Genomic DNA, 14,659 nt, shown 5'->3' on the forward strand with positions numbered 1-14,659 from the left:
TGGCGTGCACCTTGTGAAGGGTGCGGACGGCCAACCAAAAGAGGTTGATGCATCCGGAGTGCCGCGCAGCGATTTGGCAAATGTGCCCTCGTCTGTGCAGGCTTCCGCTGACGCAGTGATTTCCAATCTCGTTGAGGTGTTGGGCGTCCAGGCCGCTGGAGGCGATATCTCGCAAGCATCAGCAAAGATGCGCACTGCTTTGGATTCCCTTTTTGACAGGACCAACCCTACGCAGGTACGAGATGCTCTGCGCAACAGCATAAATGAGCTGGCTTGAGCGGTAGCGTCGAAACAGTAGGGAGCTGCAGGAAGCAAGACACCACTATGGATTACCTTTCAAGGTCTCGTGTATGACCTTGGAAGGTTCCATCATCGTTGGCTTTCGCATTGCATGCCGTCGTTTTCCAGCAGTTCATGGATTCGACGGTCCTTTTCCGCCCAGAGCTGGTTGACCCAGTTCTGGACGGTCTGGCGAAACGCCGGATCATTCTCGTAATCCCCTTGCCACAACGCCGGGTCCAGCTCGCGGGTGCGGATATCCACGATCACCTTCGGCACCGCGCCACTGATCAAGTCCCAGAACCCCGGGATCTTGTGTTGCGGGTAGACCACGGTCACGTCGAGTACCGCGTCCAGCTGTTCACCCATTGCTGCCAGCACAAACGCGACGCCGCCTGCCTTGGGCTTGAGTAGCCGGGTAAAGGGTGAATCCTGTTGCGCGCGCTTGGCCTCGCTGAACCGCGTGCCTTCCAGGTAATTGACCACCGTCACCGGCTGGCGCTTGAATAGCTCGCAGGCCTCTTTGGTGATTTTCAGATCCTGCCCTGCCAGTTCAGGATGCTTGGCCAGAAATGCTTTGGTGTAGCGCTTCATGAACGGGTAATCCAGCGCCCACCAGGCCAGGCCGAGGAAGGGCACCCAGATCAGCTCTTTTTTCAGGAAGAATTTGAAGAACGGCGTGCGCCGGTTCAGCGCCTGGATCAGCGCTGGAATATCGACCCAGGATTGGTGGTTGCTGATGACCAGGTAGGAGGTGTCACTGCGCAGGTTCTCACCGCCGCGGATATCCCATTGGGTTGGAATGCACAGCGAGAAAATCAACTTGTCGATCTCGGCCCAGGTCTCGGCGATCCACATCACCGCCCAGGACGCATAGTCACGCGAGCGGCCCGGCGCCACCAGCTTGAGCAGGGCAAACACCATCAAGGGGCCGATCAGGATCAGCGTGTTGAGTAACAGCAGCAGTGTGACCAAACAGCCGGTGAGCAGGCGGCGCATAAATAACTCTTGGAATCTTGTGGGTGGGCCATGATAAGCAAGGTGAGTCTAGAGGCCAAATCGCAAATCAGCGGACGAATGTTTCACAATGTGCCGTGTAGGGTGGCAGTCACTAACCAAGTGCCGCGTTTGCGGTCTAGAATCCGCCTACTTCTTTCCGAGGAACTCACTTCGTGAAACTGTTATTTGCCTCCCTCGCTCTGCTGGCCCTGCCTGTCATGGCTGCCGAACCGACCCTTTATGGTCGCTACGAATACATCCAGTTGCCGGAGATCGGCGAAACCTTCAAGGCCAAGATGGATACCGGCGCGCTGACCGCCTCGCTGTCGGCCCGGGACATCGAGACCTTCACCCGCGACGGCGATGATTGGGTGCGCTTCCGCCTCGGCGGCAAGGACGCCGGCAACAAGGTCTACGAGCACAAGGTGTCGCGCATCAGCAAGATCAAGAGCCGTGCCGACGAAGACGATGACAAGGACGAAGCCAGCGTGGCCAAGCGTCCGGTGATCGATCTGGAGATGTGCCTGGGCGACGTCAAGCGCACCGTCGAGGTCAACCTCACCGACCGCAGCAGCTTCAACTACCCGCTGTTGATCGGCGCCAAGGCCCTGCGTGAATTTGGCGCGGCGGTGAACCCGGCACGTCGCTACACTGCCGACAAACCGGACTGCTGATTGAACCCATGCCGCACATCCTGATTGTCGAAGACGAATCGGCGATAGCCGACACGCTGATCTTTGCCCTGCAAGGCGAGGGTTTCACCACTACCTGGCTGACCCTCGGCCAGGCGGCGCTGGAGCATCAGCGCCAGAGCCCGGCCGACCTGATCATTCTCGACATCGGCCTGCCGGACATCACTGGCTTTGAAACCTGCAAGCACCTGCGCCGGTTCAGCGAAGTGCCAGTGATGTTCCTCAGTGCCCGGGATGCCGAGATCGACCGGGTGGTGGGGCTGGAAATCGGTGCCGACGACTATGTAGTCAAACCCTTCAGCCCTCGGGAAGTAGCGGCGCGGGTCCGGGCGATTCTCAAGCGTGTTGGCCCGGGTGCGGCCCCGATGCTGTTCCAGGTGGACCTGGAGCGCATGCAGATCCACTATCGCGGGCAACCCCTGAGCCTCACGCGCCATGAGTTCCGCCTGCTGCAAAGCCTGTTGGAACAACCCGAGCGCGTGTTCAGCCGCGAGCAACTGCTGGACGCCGTCGGTGTGCCCGCCGATGCCGGCTACGAGCGCAATATCGACAGCCACATCAAAAGCCTGCGCAGCAAATTGCGTAGCGTGGCGGCGCAAGCCGAGCCGATCCAGACCCATCGCGGCCTGGGCTACAGCTACAGCCCGAGCCACAGCTGATGCGCCTGGGGCTGCGGATTTTCCTGGTGTATGCGCTGTTTATCGGCCTGACCGGCTACTTCGTACTCAACACCGTGATGAAAGAAATCCGCCCCGGCGTGCGCCAGTCCACCGAAGAAACATTGGTGGATACCGCCAACCTGCTGGCTGAAATCCTGCGCGAAGATGTGAAGAACGGCACCCTGGGCCAGAGTCATTGGCCAGCGCTGCTCAAGGCTTACGGCAATCGCCAGCCGGGTGCGGTGATCTGGGGCCTGCCGAAAAACCAGGTCAACCATCGTATTTATGTGACCGACGCCAAGGGCAGGGTATTGCTTGACTCCAGCGGTGAGGCGGTGGGCCAGGACTATTCGAAGTGGAACGATGTGTACCTGACCCTGCGCGGCGAATACGGTGCGCGCTCCACCCGCAGCGACGTGGACGATCCCGCGTCATCCGTGATGCACGTTGGGGCGCCGATTCGCGATAACGGCCAGATCATCGGCGTGGTCACCGTGGCCAAGCCCAACAGCTCGTTGCAACCCTACGTGGATCGCACTGAGCGCCGCCTGCTGTGGTACGGCGCGGGGCTGGTCATTCTGGGCCTGCTGCTGGGCGCGCTATTGTCGTGGTGGCTGACCGTCGCCCTCCGACGCCTTACTGCCTATGCCGAAGCCGTGAGCGAGGGCCGCCGCGCCGAGTTGCCGCATTATCGCGGCGGCGAGCTCAAGCAGTTGTCCACCGCCGTGGAACACATGCGCACGCAGTTGGAAGGCAAGGCTTATGTAGAACACTACGTGCATACGCTGACCCATGAATTGAAAAGCCCGTTGGCGGCGATTCGCGGTGCGGCGGAGCTGTTGCAGGGCGATATGAGCCGTGAGCAGCAGCAGCGGTTTGTCGGCAATATCGACAGCGAAAGCGCGCGCCTGCAACAGTTGATCGAACGCCTGTTGAACCTGGCCCAGGTTGAGCAACGTCAGGGGCTGGAAGAGCAATCGAACATCCCGCTGGCGGTGTTGGTCGATGAGGTGCTCAAGGCCCAATGTGCGCGAATCGAAGGTGCCGGCTTGCAGGTGGAGCAGGTCATCGCCGCCGATGTGAAGGTGTTTGGCGAACCCTTCCTGCTGCGTCAGGCCCTGGGCAACCTCCTCGACAATGCGCTGGATTTCACCCCACCCGGCGGCACTCTGAGGTTCAGTGCCCAGGTGCGGCATAACGATGTTCAGGTCAGTCTGTTCAACCAGGCCGCGGCGATTCCCGATTACGCGCTGCCGCGCCTGAGCGAGCGGTTCTACTCGCTGCCACGTCCGGCCAGCGGGCGTAAAAGCACGGGCCTGGGGCTCAACTTTGTCGAGGAGGTGATGAAGCTGCATGGCGGCTCGCTGCAGATCGGCAATGTGCCAGGCGGCGTGCAAGCGGTGCTGCATCTCCACACAGTCTCCACATTGCCCACATAAATCCCCCATACCGGCTGGGCAGACTCTCCCCCATTCAAACAGGGAGAGACCCATGAACCGCAGCCTGCTTTTCAAACTTGGCGCGATTGCGCTGCTGATTCTGCTGTTGCTGATTCCGTTGCTGATGATCAACGGCATCATCACCGACCGCCAGCAACTGCGCGACGGCGTATTGATGGACATCGCCCGCAGCTCCAGTTACGCCCAGCGCCTCACCGGGCCGGTGATGGTGGTGCCGTTTCGCAAGACGGTGCGTGAATGGAAGCTCAATGAAAAGCTCAATAAACGCTACGAAGAAACCCGTGAAGAGCGTGGCCGGTTGTATTTCCTGCCGGAGCATTTCGAGCTCGACGGCAAGGTGCAAACCGAACTGCGTGCGCGGGGTATTTACCAGGCGCGGCTGTTCCATGCCGACAACCGTATCAGCGGGCGTTTTGAATTGCCTGCGCAGTTGGGAATCACCGAAGACTTTGCTGATTACCGCTTTGAGCCTGCGTTTCTGGCGGTGGGCATCAGCGATATTCGCGGCATTGAAAACGCTTTGAAGCTGGAGCTGGGTGATCAGCGCCTGGAGTTCTCGCCGGGCTCGCAGGTGGACTGGCTGGGCGAGGGCGTGCATGTGATGTTGCCGACGCAAGACGGCAAGAAACCTGCCGTGCTGGATTTCGCCTTCGACCTGCGTCTGCAAGGCACCGAACAACTGCAAGTGGTGCCGGTGGGCAAGACCAGCCAGGTGTCCCTGGCGTCCAACTGGCCGCACCCGAGTTTCATCGGCAACTTCCTGCCGGCTCAACGGGAAGTCAACGACCAGGGCTTCAGTGCCAGTTGGCAGACCTCATTCTTCTCCACCAACCTTGAACAAGCGCTGCAAAGCTGCCTGGACCGCCAGGGCTGCGAAGACTTCAACAACCGCAGCTTTGGCGTGAACTTCATCGACCCGGTGGACCAGTACCTCAAGAGCGACCGTGCGATCAAATACGCGCTGTTGTTTATCGCCCTGACCTTCGCTGGCTTCTTCCTGTTCGAAGTGCTCAAGAGCCTGGCGGTGCACCCGATTCAGTATGCACTGGTGGGTGTGGCGCTGGCGTTCTTCTACCTGTTGCTGTTGTCGCTGTCCGAGCATGTGGGCTTTGCCTTGGCGTACCTGATATCGGCCAGTGCCTGTGTGCTGTTGATCGGTTTCTACGTGTGCCACGTGCTGCGCAGCGTCGTCCATGGGCTGGGGTTCTCGGCAGGGTTGGCGGCGTTGTATGGCTTGTTGTTCGGGTTGCTCAGTGCCGAGGATTACGCGCTGTTGATGGGCTCGCTGTTGCTGTTTGGCCTGCTGGGCACGGTCATGGTGCTGACGCGCAAGCTGGATTGGTATGGGGTGGGTAAGCGCAAGGTGGAGCAAGTGCAATGATTGGGTTGCGGGAGGATCAGCAAGCGGGGGCGCAGTTGGCCTTAAGGATCGCCACCTTCCTCAATACCACCACCGTCCCCTGTGGGAGCGGGCTTGCCCGCGATAGAGGTGGTTCAGAAGCAGATGTACTGAATGACACGCCGCAATCGCGGGCAAGCCCGCTCCCACAGGGGGTAGGTATGCATGTCAGGCGGGCGGTTGGGTCTGCTGCATCGAAGGCCGCTGGCTGACCTCGGCGTACCAGGCGGCGAGCTTGGGGTTGTCCGAGCGCCACTGCATATCCGGATGGCGAAAGTCGAGGTAGCCCAGGGCGCAGGCGACGCTGATCGAAGCGATATCGAAATGGCTGGCCAGTTCGGCGATGGCGTCCTGCTCCAGCTCGGCGAGAGCGCGACGAATCTTGTTGCGCTGTTCGTCGAGCCATTGATCCCAGTGTTTTTCCAGCGGGCGCATGGCGGTCTCGTAACGCACCAGCACGGCGGCATCCATGATGCCGTCGGCCATCGACGCCAACGTCAGGCGCCGCCAGCGCGCCGAGCCATCGCGAGGGATCAGCGGGTTGCCGACATGCTGGTGGTCGAAGTAATCGAGGATCACCCGGCTGTCGTGCAGGACTGAACCGTCGGCCAGGCGCAGGGCCGGGATCTTGCCCACGGGGTTGCCTTGCAGCACTTGGGCATCCGGGTTGACCGGTGTCGGCAGGCAAGCGTGCAGGGCCACGCGGTCCTGCTGGCCGGTCTCGCTCAGCAGCACGCGGACTTTGCGTACGAACGGCGAAGCGGGGTTGTGGAACAAGGTCATGCTGGGGGCGGACATGGGCATTCCTCGAAATGGACTGGGGCTAGCGTAGATGCTTGCGCAGTGGCTGGCGAGGGGGATTTTTGTGATCCTGAGGGCCTCATCGGGGGCAAGCCCCCTCCCACAGTGGACGGCGTTCACAAATCAAATGTGGGAGGGGGCTTGCCCCCGATAGCGCCCTCAGCCGCGCCGCTTGCCCAACGCCCAAGCGCCAATGGCAGCAGGTACGCCCAACCCCACCCAACTCAAGGAATCCCACACCCCATTCCCCAGCAACGCCGCAAACAACCCGGCGGCACTGAGCAGGCCAATCCCCATTGGTATGCCAAACACTTTCCAGAAATTCGACTGCCGAGGCTTCATACCTTGGCCGCCTTGCGCCGCACGATCCACAAGTAAATGCCGCTGACCAGCACGACGATGGTCAGCACATCCAGCACTGCCCACAAGATCTTCATCGGCATCCCGCCGTAATCACCGAAGTGCAGCGGTTGGGACATGCCCATGGCGTCCATGTACCAAGGGCGCTCGGCGATGGCCGTGACGGCCAGGGTGCTGGCGTCGATCAGCACCGGCGTGAGCAGATGGGAGGTGAGGTGCGTGCTGCCTTTCATGAACACCGCATAGTGATGCTCGCTGGAGAAGCGTGTGCCGGGGAAGGCGATAAAGTCCGGCTCCATGCCCGGCGCGGCCTGGGCGGCAATGCTCAGCAGCTCGGTGGCCGGTGCGCGGTGGGTCAGCGGCGGGGCGTTCTGGTAGGGTTCTATCATGGCGCTGAGGCTGTCCTGGCGCCAGGCGGCGATGATCAGGTCGGCGCAGGCGCTGATCACGCCGGTCACGCCCACCACCAGCGCCCACGTCAGGGTGACCACGCCGATCAGGTTGTGCAGGTCGAGCCAGCGCAGGCGGGTGGACTTGTCCTGACGCACGGTGGCGAACTTCAAGCGGCGCATGAACGGCAGGTACAACACCGTGCCCGAAACAATCGCCAGCACGAACAGAAGGCCCATGAACGCCAGCAGTAACTTGCCCGGCAGGCCGGCGAACATGTCCACATGCAGACGCAGCAGGAACAGGGTCAGCCCGCCATTGGCCGCCGGGGTTTCCACTGCTTCGCCAGTGCGGGCGTCGAGCATGAAGGTGTGCGACGAGTTCGGCTCGGTGCCGGCCGTAGCGGCCATGATCGCGATCACACCGTTCTTGTCGTCTTCGTCCCACGCCAGGTACTGCATGGCCTCGCCGGGTCGATGGGCCTGGGCTTTGGCCACAAGCTGCTCAAGGTTGAGCTGCGGCGTATCGGCCGGCATCTGTGCCAGCTCGGGCTCGTTACCCAGCAGGTGGTCGATCTCGTGGTGGAACACCAACGGCAAGCCGGTGAGGGCGAGCAGTAGCAGGAATACGGTGCAGATCAGGCTGGTCCAGGTGTGGATGAAGGACCAGCGGCGGATGGTTTTGCTTTTCATTTTCGAGCCTTCAGATGCACCCAAGCCGCCCTGTGGGGCGGCCTGGTTCTTAACTCAAGCTGATCACCACTGGTAGGTGGCGCTGGCGACGACGCTGCGTTGGTCGCCGAAGTAGCAGTACGAGCCATCACAGGTGGAAATGTAGTCCTTGTTGAACAGGTTGGTCGCGTTCACTTTCACCGACGCGCCTTTAAGGCTGTTGTCGAGGCGACCGAGGTCGTAGTGCACGGCGCCGTCGAACACGGTGTAGGCATTGGCCTTGCCGGCCCAGGTATTGGCTTGGTCGCCATAGGTATTGCCGGTGTAGCGTGCGCCGAAGCCGATACCGAAACCGTCGAGGGCGCCGGTGTGCCAGGTGTAGTCGGTCCACAAGGAGGCTTGTTGGTTGGGCATCAATTGCAGGCGATTGCCTTTGAAATCGCCTTTTTGCACTTCGGATTTAGCCAGGGTATACGCCGCGATTACCTTGAGGTTTTCGGTGACGTCAGAGATGGCTTCCAGCTCCAGACCTTTGACTTTCACCTCGCCGGTCTGGTCGGTGACAGATACACCACCGGACTGGAAGCTGCTGACCAGAACGTTCTTCTGGGTCAGGTCATACACCGCTGCACTGAGCAGCGTGTTCGAGCCCGGCGGTTGGTACTTGATCCCCAATTCCCACTGCTTGCCCTCGGTGGGTTTATAGGACTCTGTAGGTGAAGCGCTGGCGTTGCTCGCCGGTTGGAACGATTCGGCGTAGGAAATGTACGGTACGAAGCCCGAGTCGAACACATAGCTCAGTGCCGCGTTACCGCTGAAATTCTTGCTGCGGTCAGTATTGGTCGCGTCGTTTTTGTTGAAGTAAGTTGTACCTTGGTGCACCCAGTCTTCACGGCCGCCCAGGGTCAGGCGCCAGTTGTCCAGCGCCATTTGGTCCTGCACGTAGAGACCGGTCTGGATGGTTTTCTGGTTGTAGTCGTAGAAAGCGCCGGAGCGTGCGGGGCGTTCAACCGGCGTGGTGTTGACCGGGTTGAAGATGTTGACTCTTCCGGCCTGCCCGTAAATCGACAAGTACGAGGTATCGGTACGCTGGTGGTCCAGTCCGAGCAGAAGGGTGTGGGTGACGTCACCGGTGGCGAAGTCGGCCTGAAAGTTGTTATCGACCGCCAATTGTCCGATGTTCTCGTCCACGTTGGTGGACGAGCGATCCATATTGCCCTCAGCGTCGACCGGCGCCCAGCCATAGGCCCCCACGGTCAATTGCTGGAACGACAGTTCCGATTTGGTGTAACGCAGGTTCTGTTTGAACTGCCATGTATCGTTGAAACGGTGCTCGAATGCGTAGCCGAGTGCGTAATAGGTACGGTCGTAGAACTCGTAGTCCGGATCGCCCAGGTTCTTATGATGCGAAACGTCACCCAGCGGCGACTTGATCTTGGTGCCGACTATCGGCAGGAACTGGCTGGTAGCCCCGGTGTCGTCACGGGTGAACTGTGACAGCAAGGTCAGCTTGGTGTCGGTGTCGATATTCCAGGTCAGGCTCGGTGCGATGTTGTAGCGTTTGTTGTCGATGTGATCGACCTGGGTACCGGCATCGCGCACCACGCCGCCAACGCTGTAGAGAAACTGGCCTTCATTATCGATCTTGCCAGTGCTTTCGAAATTGATCTGGCGGTAGTTGTCACTGCCGTATTGCACCTGGATGGCGTGACTCGATTCAGCGCTGGGGCGGCGGCTGACCATGTCCAACAGGCCACCCGGTGGGGTCTGGCCGTAGACAGACGAGGCCGGACCGCGCAGCAAAGCGAGGCGATCCAGGTTCCAGGTTTCGGCTTTCGGGTTGGCATACACCCCGCGTGGCAGTGGCAGGCCATCGAGGAATTGCGTCGGCTCGAAGCCGCGTACGCGCATCCAGTCGTAGCGGGTGTCGCTGCCGTAGCTGGCGGACACGATACCGGGCATGTATTTGACGGCATCGTCGAGGTTCTGCACGTTGCGGTCTTGCATCTGCTCGCGGGTGGCTACCGAAATCGAGCGTGGCGCCTCGACCAGCGCGGTATCGGTTTTGGTGCCGGCGGCGGTGCGCTTTGCCACATACCCCTCCACCGGCCCCCAAGCGCTTTCATAGCTACCCTGGCCGGTGATGTTGGTAGTCGGCAAGGCGACGACGCCCTCCGGAACCGGCACCAGGGTGTAAGTGCCCGTACTGCTTTGTTCCAACTGCAAGCCAGTACCGCGCAAGGCCTCACGCAACGCGCTCTGTGCATCGAACTGGCCCTTGACCGGGGCCGAGGTCTTGCCGGCGGCGAGTGTCGGGTTGAGGGTCAGCGCCAGGCCAGCCTGGCTGGCGATCTGGTTCAGGGTGCTGGCCAATGGGGCTGCCGGCAGGTTATAGGCGCGCACGCTCAAGGCTTGTTCAGCAGCGATCAGCGAAGTGCTCGCCAGCGGGGCGCTGAGGGCGATGGCCAGGGCTAACAGACTGGGACGCAACAAGGTGTCTAGCGTGCGGGACATAAGGGCGGCTCCTGAATGGAAATATTTCTCAATTGCTTAGGTGCCGAGCGAGAATCGGAAAGTGATAGGGCTGGGTGAAACTATTTTTTTGGCGGTGTGTTTCAGGGCCTCATCGGGAGCAAGCCCCCTCCCACATTTTGATGTGTGAGTACCTTCCAATGTGGGAGGGGGCTTGCTCCCGATGGCGATTGCCCGGTCACCACAGAACTAAGGCTTGGCAGCTACAGTCACCCACCAAGGCGTGTGCTGCTTGATCTGCACCGGCAAGGTCGGCAACAGCGCATTCAACGCCAGCGTGGTGTCGTGCAGGGGGAAGCTGCCGGTGATGCGCAGGTCGGCCACGTTGTCATCCACGCCCAAGTGCCCGGTGCGGTAGCGGCCCAGTTCTTCGATCACATCGCCCAGGCGGGCGTTGTCGACCACCAACATGCCGCGGGTCCAGGCGTCGGTGGCGGGTGTCACGGCCAGCAGCGGGCCAAGGCCATCGCTGCGCATCAACACTTGCTGGCCTGCTTTGAAAACGTGCTCCTGATGCAGCGCTTCAGGCTGGGCGGCCACGGCGGACTGCAACACGCTCAAGCGCGTAGCGTCGTCTTCGCGCTTGACGATAAACCGGGTACCCAGCGCTCGCAGGCTGCCGTCGCGGGTTTGCACATAGAACGGGCGTGAATCGTCGTGGCCGGTTTCGACGAGGATTTCGCCCTCCTGCAACACAATCAATCGGCGCTGTTCGTCGAAGCGCACATCTATGGCGCTATGGGTATTGAGGTTGATGGAAGTGCCATCGTCCAGTTTCAGTGTGCGTTGCTCGCCGGTGGCGGTGCGCTGGTCGGCCAGCCAGTAGTGGATCGGCACGTAACGCTCGCCGGCAAACAAGCCCAGGCCACACACCAGTACGATACTCGCCAGGCCACGGCCCAACTTGCGTACGCGCTGGCGAATGCCGTGGCGCGATTGCAGCAACGCCGCCCGGGCCGGGCCGGCGGCCACGCTGAAGCGCTGATCGAGCATGCCCAGTTGGCGCCAGGCGCGGGCATGTTCCTCATCGCTGGCCAGCCATTTGGTGAACTCTTGCTGTTCCACCGCGCTGCCGTCGCCCGAGTCCAGAGACAGTTGCCAGGCAATCGCGGCATCCAGCACCCGTGCCGAAACCGGTTTGGAGCCAATGGCTGTCACGACGGCTCGCCATACAGCGCGATGTAGCACTGACGTATACCTTGGGCCAGGTACTGGCGCACACGGGGCACCGACACACCGAGGCGCTGGGCGATTTCTGCGTGGCCCAGGCCGTCGAGGCGGTTATAGAGGAACGCGGCGCGGGCCTTGCTCGACAGCTTGCCGAGCAGGCGGTCGATGGCCTTGAGGTCTTCAAGGATCAGTTGCTGTGCTTCCGGCGAAGGGTGTTCGCTTTCGGGGATCAGCATCAATTCGGTGAGATACGCCTGTTCCAGAGCGGCTCGACGGAAGTAGTCGAACAGCAGGCCCTTGGCGATGGCCACCAGGAACGCCCGGGGCTCACGGGGCTCGCGCAAGCCGTCGCGGCCCAGCAGGCGCATGAAGGTGTCCTGGCTCAGGTCTTCGGCGCGGCTCGGGCAGGCTACATTGCGGCGTAGCCAGGCCAACAGCCAGCCACGATGGTCGCGATACAACGCGCCAACAAGCTCACTGTGTGGGGTCTGAACCGACGACAAGGCATCACCGAATAAATAGTAGGTTTAAACTAACGAGAATTATTCGCGATTGTGTCAGAGGCGTGGGATGGGCGCAATTAGCGTCTGTCGGGAGGTGACACTAAAACGATGGCGCTTGTTGGCGCCGTTTCCACTGGGCCAAACGCTCTTGCAGCGCGTGGGGCGTGTCGATCTGCTGCTGCCGTGCACGGCTGAACAGGATCAGCATCAGCTCCGCCGTGACCAGTGCATCGGCGCTGGCGTGATGACGCTCGCCGACCTGCAGCTGGAAATGCTTGACCCAGTCGTCCAACCCGGCCTCGCGCAGCGTGGCGTCGGGGCACAAGAGCGGTGCCAGGTCGGCCACGTCGAGAAACGGGTGGACCAGGCGATAACCCAGGCTGTCCTTGAGCGCCCGGCCCAGCATGTGTTGATCGAACGGTGCATGGAAGGCCAGCAACGGGCTGTCGCCCACGAATGCCATGAAATCCAGCAGTGCCTCGGCCGGGTCGCTGCCGGCGGCAATCGCACTGGGGCCGAGACCATGAATCAATACGCTGGGGCTGAGTTTGGTGTCGGTGCGTTGCAGGGTGCGTTCGAATAGTTGCGAAAAATCCACCGCACCGTCCTCGATCACCACGGCGCCGATGGACAGCACCTGGTCACGGTTTAGGTTCAGGCCGCTGGTTTCCAGATCCACCACGACCCAGCGTTGGTTGCGCAACGAACCATCGCCCAATGCGCAAGGCTTGGGCAGTTGTTCCAGGCGCTGTTGTTGCGCGGCATTCAGCCCCGGTTTTTGCTTATGAAACCAGCCGAACCAACTCACAGTTGATACCGCAAGGTCAGGCTGCTTTGCAGGCGCTGGGCCTGGCGCAGGGATTCACGCAGGATGCGTCGGTCGAGGTGGTTGAGGCTGTCGGGGTCGACGCGGTTGGAGTAGGGCTGGTTCTCGCGGGTCTGCAATTGGTGCTGCTGCATACGGGTTTGCTGAATGAAGTGGTAGGCCTCTTCGTAGGCCGCGCCATCCAGGGGCTCGATCACTTGCTTGTCGACCAACTGACGCAGGCGCTCCAGGGTGTTGTTGGCGTGGATACCATTGGCCAGGGCGAGCAGGCGTGCGCCATCGACAAAGGGGGTCAAGCCTTGCACCTTGAGATCCAGGGTGGCCTTTTCGCCGCCCTTGCGGGTCAGCACGAACTCGCGAAAGCGTCCCACCGGCGGGCGCTGGCGTAATGCGTTTTCGGCCAACATGCGCTGGAACAAACGGTTGTCCGCGACCTGATCGAGAATGCCCTGACGCAGTTGCTCGCAACCACGCTCGTCGCCCCACACTGCACGCAAATCAAAATAGATGCTCGAGCTAAGCAGGTTCTCCGGCGTCGCCTCGCGAATAAACGCGCCGAAGCGCCGCGCCCACTCCACCCGGGACAAGCACAGCTCGGGGTTGCCGGCCATGATATTGCCTTTGCACAGGCTGAAGCCGCACAGCGCCAGGCTTTGATTGATGTGCTGTGCCAGGGGAAGCAGCCGCTCACGGATCTGGGCAGCTTCGACGGCGTCCTTGGCCTCGAACAGAATGCCGTTGTCCTGGTCGGTGTACAGCGTTTGCTCGCGGCGGCCTTCGCTGCCGAAACACAGCCAACTGAATGGCACGCCGGGGTCGCCTTTTTCCGCCAGGGTCAGCTCGATCACCCGGCAGACGGTGTGGTCGTTGAGCAGTGTAATGATGTGGGTGATCTGGGTGGAAGACGCGCCATGAGCAAGCATACGTTCCACCAATTGGCCGATTTCACCGCGGATTGCCACCAGGTTGTCGACCCGGGGCGCGTTGCGGATAGTGCGGGCCAGGTGCACCAGGTCCACGCGTTGCAAAGAGAACAAGTCACGCTCGGACACCACGCCGCACAGGCGCTGGTCTTTGACCAGGCACACATGGGCGATATGTCGTTCGGTCATGGCGATAGCGGCGTCGAACGCACTGTGGTCCGGGCTCAGGAAGAACGGCGCCTGGGTCATATGGCCGTCAATGCCCTGGCTGAAATCGCTGGTGCCGTCGGCCACCACCTGGCGCAGGTCACGCAGGGTAAAGATGCCCAGGGGCGCCTTGTGTTCGTCCACGATCACAATGCTGCCGACCTGTTGCTCGTGCATCAACGTGACCGCTTCACGCAACGGCGTGTGCGGGCTGCACGTCACCGGGTGGCGCATGGCCAATTCGCCCAGGCGGGTATTCAGGGAGTATTGGGTACCGAGGGTTTCCACGGCTTTTTGCTGCACTTGCTGGTTGACTTGGTCGAGCAGGCTACTGACACCACGCAAGGCAAAATCACGAAACGGGCTGGAAAGGGCAAACAGCTTGATAAACGCCGGCTTGTTCAGTTGCAGGCAGAAGGTGTCTTGCGCGGCTTTATGTTCGGTGCGGGTCGCACGTTCACCCAGCAATGCGGCGAGGGGGAAGCACTCGCCGGTAGTGATTTCGAAGGTGGGATCTGGCGAGTCTGGCCGCTCGCCAATCACCCGGCCCTGTTTGACGATATAGAAATGCTCGACCGGCCCGCCCGACGGTTTGAGGATGCTCTCGCCCTGGCCATAGAAGCGCAGTTGGCACTGTTCCACCAGAAAGGCCAGGTGCGCCGGTTCCATCTGGTTGAACGGCGGGAAGCGTTGCAGCAATTGCAAGGTGCCGTGGATGTTCTGCAACACAGCAGTTTTACCCGCCTGTTCGAATGCATCAGCTTTACTCATAACAGTGACCGTAGTTT

At 61.1% G+C, this 14,659-nt stretch carries 14 protein-coding genes; 5 read left to right on the forward strand and 9 right to left on the reverse strand.

Annotated elements, in window-relative coordinates:
- Nucleotides 1–277, forward strand: a 277-nt coding sequence (locus JH25_RS29080; protein ID WP_236648052.1) for a hypothetical protein, incomplete at its 5' end; no start/stop codon positions are given.
- Nucleotides 278–369: 92 nt separating this feature from the next.
- Here the strand turns inward: JH25_RS29080 and JH25_RS10540 are convergent.
- Complete coding sequence (locus JH25_RS10540) at nucleotides 370–1,278, reverse strand: acyltransferase (protein ID WP_032879094.1); 909 nt, start codon at nucleotides 1,276–1,278, stop codon at nucleotides 370–372.
- A gap of 173 nt (nucleotides 1,279–1,451) precedes the next feature.
- Between JH25_RS10540 and rloA2 the strand changes: the two genes are divergently transcribed.
- From rloA2 to creD, 4 genes are read left to right on the forward strand one after another with little or no spacing between them, the layout of a single operon-like run.
- Nucleotides 1,452–1,952 (forward strand): retropepsin-like aspartic peptidase RloA2, encoded by a 501-nt coding sequence (rloA2, locus tag JH25_RS10535; RefSeq protein WP_005792112.1) that lies wholly within the window; start codon nucleotides 1,452–1,454, stop codon nucleotides 1,950–1,952.
- Nucleotides 1,953–1,960: 8 nt separating this feature from the next.
- Nucleotides 1,961–2,629 (forward strand): two-component system response regulator CreB, encoded by a 669-nt coding sequence (gene creB / locus JH25_RS10530; protein ID WP_032879095.1) that lies wholly within the window; start codon nucleotides 1,961–1,963, stop codon nucleotides 2,627–2,629.
- Entirely contained in the window at nucleotides 2,629–4,068 is a 1,440-nt protein-coding gene (gene creC / locus JH25_RS10525; RefSeq protein WP_032879096.1) for a two-component system sensor histidine kinase CreC, read from the forward strand. Before creB ends, creC begins: the two co-directional genes overlap by 1 nt.
- A gap of 52 nt (nucleotides 4,069–4,120) precedes the next feature.
- Nucleotides 4,121–5,470, forward strand: coding sequence for a cell envelope integrity protein CreD (creD, locus tag JH25_RS10520; protein ID WP_032879097.1), 1,350 nt, complete (start codon nucleotides 4,121–4,123; stop codon nucleotides 5,468–5,470).
- Nucleotides 5,471–5,656: 186 nt separating this feature from the next.
- Here creD and JH25_RS10515 read toward each other — a convergent pair whose 3' ends face one another.
- The 8 genes from JH25_RS10515 to JH25_RS10480 form a co-directional block, all read right to left on the reverse strand.
- Nucleotides 5,657–6,286: a glutathione S-transferase family protein gene (locus tag JH25_RS10515; protein ID WP_032879098.1), complete on the reverse strand. Its 630-nt coding sequence runs from the start codon at nucleotides 6,284–6,286 to the stop codon at nucleotides 5,657–5,659.
- A gap of 162 nt (nucleotides 6,287–6,448) precedes the next feature.
- The gene (locus tag JH25_RS10510; RefSeq protein WP_032879099.1) at nucleotides 6,449–6,631 is read right to left on the reverse strand and encodes a hypothetical protein; all 183 of its coding nucleotides are present in this window, start codon (nucleotides 6,629–6,631) and stop codon (nucleotides 6,449–6,451) included.
- Nucleotides 6,628–7,731 (reverse strand): PepSY-associated TM helix domain-containing protein, encoded by a 1,104-nt coding sequence (locus JH25_RS10505; RefSeq protein ID WP_005792106.1) that lies wholly within the window; start codon nucleotides 7,729–7,731, stop codon nucleotides 6,628–6,630. The genes JH25_RS10510 and JH25_RS10505 overlap by 4 nt, the downstream gene beginning before the upstream one ends.
- A gap of 63 nt (nucleotides 7,732–7,794) precedes the next feature.
- On the reverse strand, nucleotides 7,795–10,224 hold the full coding sequence (locus JH25_RS10500) for a TonB-dependent siderophore receptor (protein ID WP_032879100.1): 2,430 nt from the start codon (nucleotides 10,222–10,224) through the stop codon (nucleotides 7,795–7,797).
- A gap of 207 nt (nucleotides 10,225–10,431) precedes the next feature.
- Nucleotides 10,432–11,400 (reverse strand): FecR domain-containing protein, encoded by a 969-nt coding sequence (locus tag JH25_RS10495; RefSeq protein ID WP_032879102.1) that lies wholly within the window; start codon nucleotides 11,398–11,400, stop codon nucleotides 10,432–10,434.
- Nucleotides 11,397–11,915, reverse strand: coding sequence for an RNA polymerase sigma factor (locus JH25_RS10490; protein WP_005792103.1), 519 nt, complete (start codon nucleotides 11,913–11,915; stop codon nucleotides 11,397–11,399). Before JH25_RS10490 ends, JH25_RS10495 begins: the two co-directional genes overlap by 4 nt.
- Before the next feature lie 100 nt (nucleotides 11,916–12,015).
- On the reverse strand, nucleotides 12,016–12,723 hold the full coding sequence (locus JH25_RS10485) for a 3'-5' exonuclease (protein WP_032879103.1): 708 nt from the start codon (nucleotides 12,721–12,723) through the stop codon (nucleotides 12,016–12,018).
- Nucleotides 12,720–14,642, reverse strand: coding sequence for a putative nucleotidyltransferase substrate binding domain-containing protein (locus JH25_RS10480; RefSeq protein ID WP_032881191.1), 1,923 nt, complete (start codon nucleotides 14,640–14,642; stop codon nucleotides 12,720–12,722). Before JH25_RS10480 ends, JH25_RS10485 begins: the two co-directional genes overlap by 4 nt.
- Between the last annotated feature and the right edge of the window lie 17 nt (nucleotides 14,643–14,659).

Source organism: Pseudomonas sp. BRG-100 (assembly GCF_000737955.1).
Lineage (GTDB): Bacteria > Pseudomonadota > Gammaproteobacteria > Pseudomonadales > Pseudomonadaceae > Aquipseudomonas > Aquipseudomonas synxantha_A.

Bases quoted from the DNA above. Each gene is read 5' to 3' on its own strand.
- JH25_RS10540 (WP_032879094.1), bottom strand. From the start codon at position 1,278: ATGCGCCGCCTGCTCACCGGCTGTTTGGTCACACTGCTGCTGTTACTC.
- creB (WP_032879095.1), top strand. From the start codon at position 1,961: ATGCCGCACATCCTGATTGTCGAAGACGAATCGGCGATAGCCGACACG.
- creC (WP_032879096.1), top strand. From the start codon at position 2,629: ATGCGCCTGGGGCTGCGGATTTTCCTGGTGTATGCGCTGTTTATCGGC.
- creD (WP_032879097.1), top strand. From the start codon at position 4,121: ATGAACCGCAGCCTGCTTTTCAAACTTGGCGCGATTGCGCTGCTGATT.
- JH25_RS10515 (WP_032879098.1), bottom strand. From the start codon at position 6,286: ATGTCCGCCCCCAGCATGACCTTGTTCCACAACCCCGCTTCGCCGTTC.
- JH25_RS10510 (WP_032879099.1), bottom strand. From the start codon at position 6,631: ATGAAGCCTCGGCAGTCGAATTTCTGGAAAGTGTTTGGCATACCAATG.
- JH25_RS10505 (WP_005792106.1), bottom strand. From the start codon at position 7,731: ATGAAAAGCAAAACCATCCGCCGCTGGTCCTTCATCCACACCTGGACC.
- JH25_RS10500 (WP_032879100.1), bottom strand. From the start codon at position 10,224: ATGTCCCGCACGCTAGACACCTTGTTGCGTCCCAGTCTGTTAGCCCTG.
- JH25_RS10480 (WP_032881191.1), bottom strand. From the start codon at position 14,642: ATGAGTAAAGCTGATGCATTCGAACAGGCGGGTAAAACTGCTGTGTTG.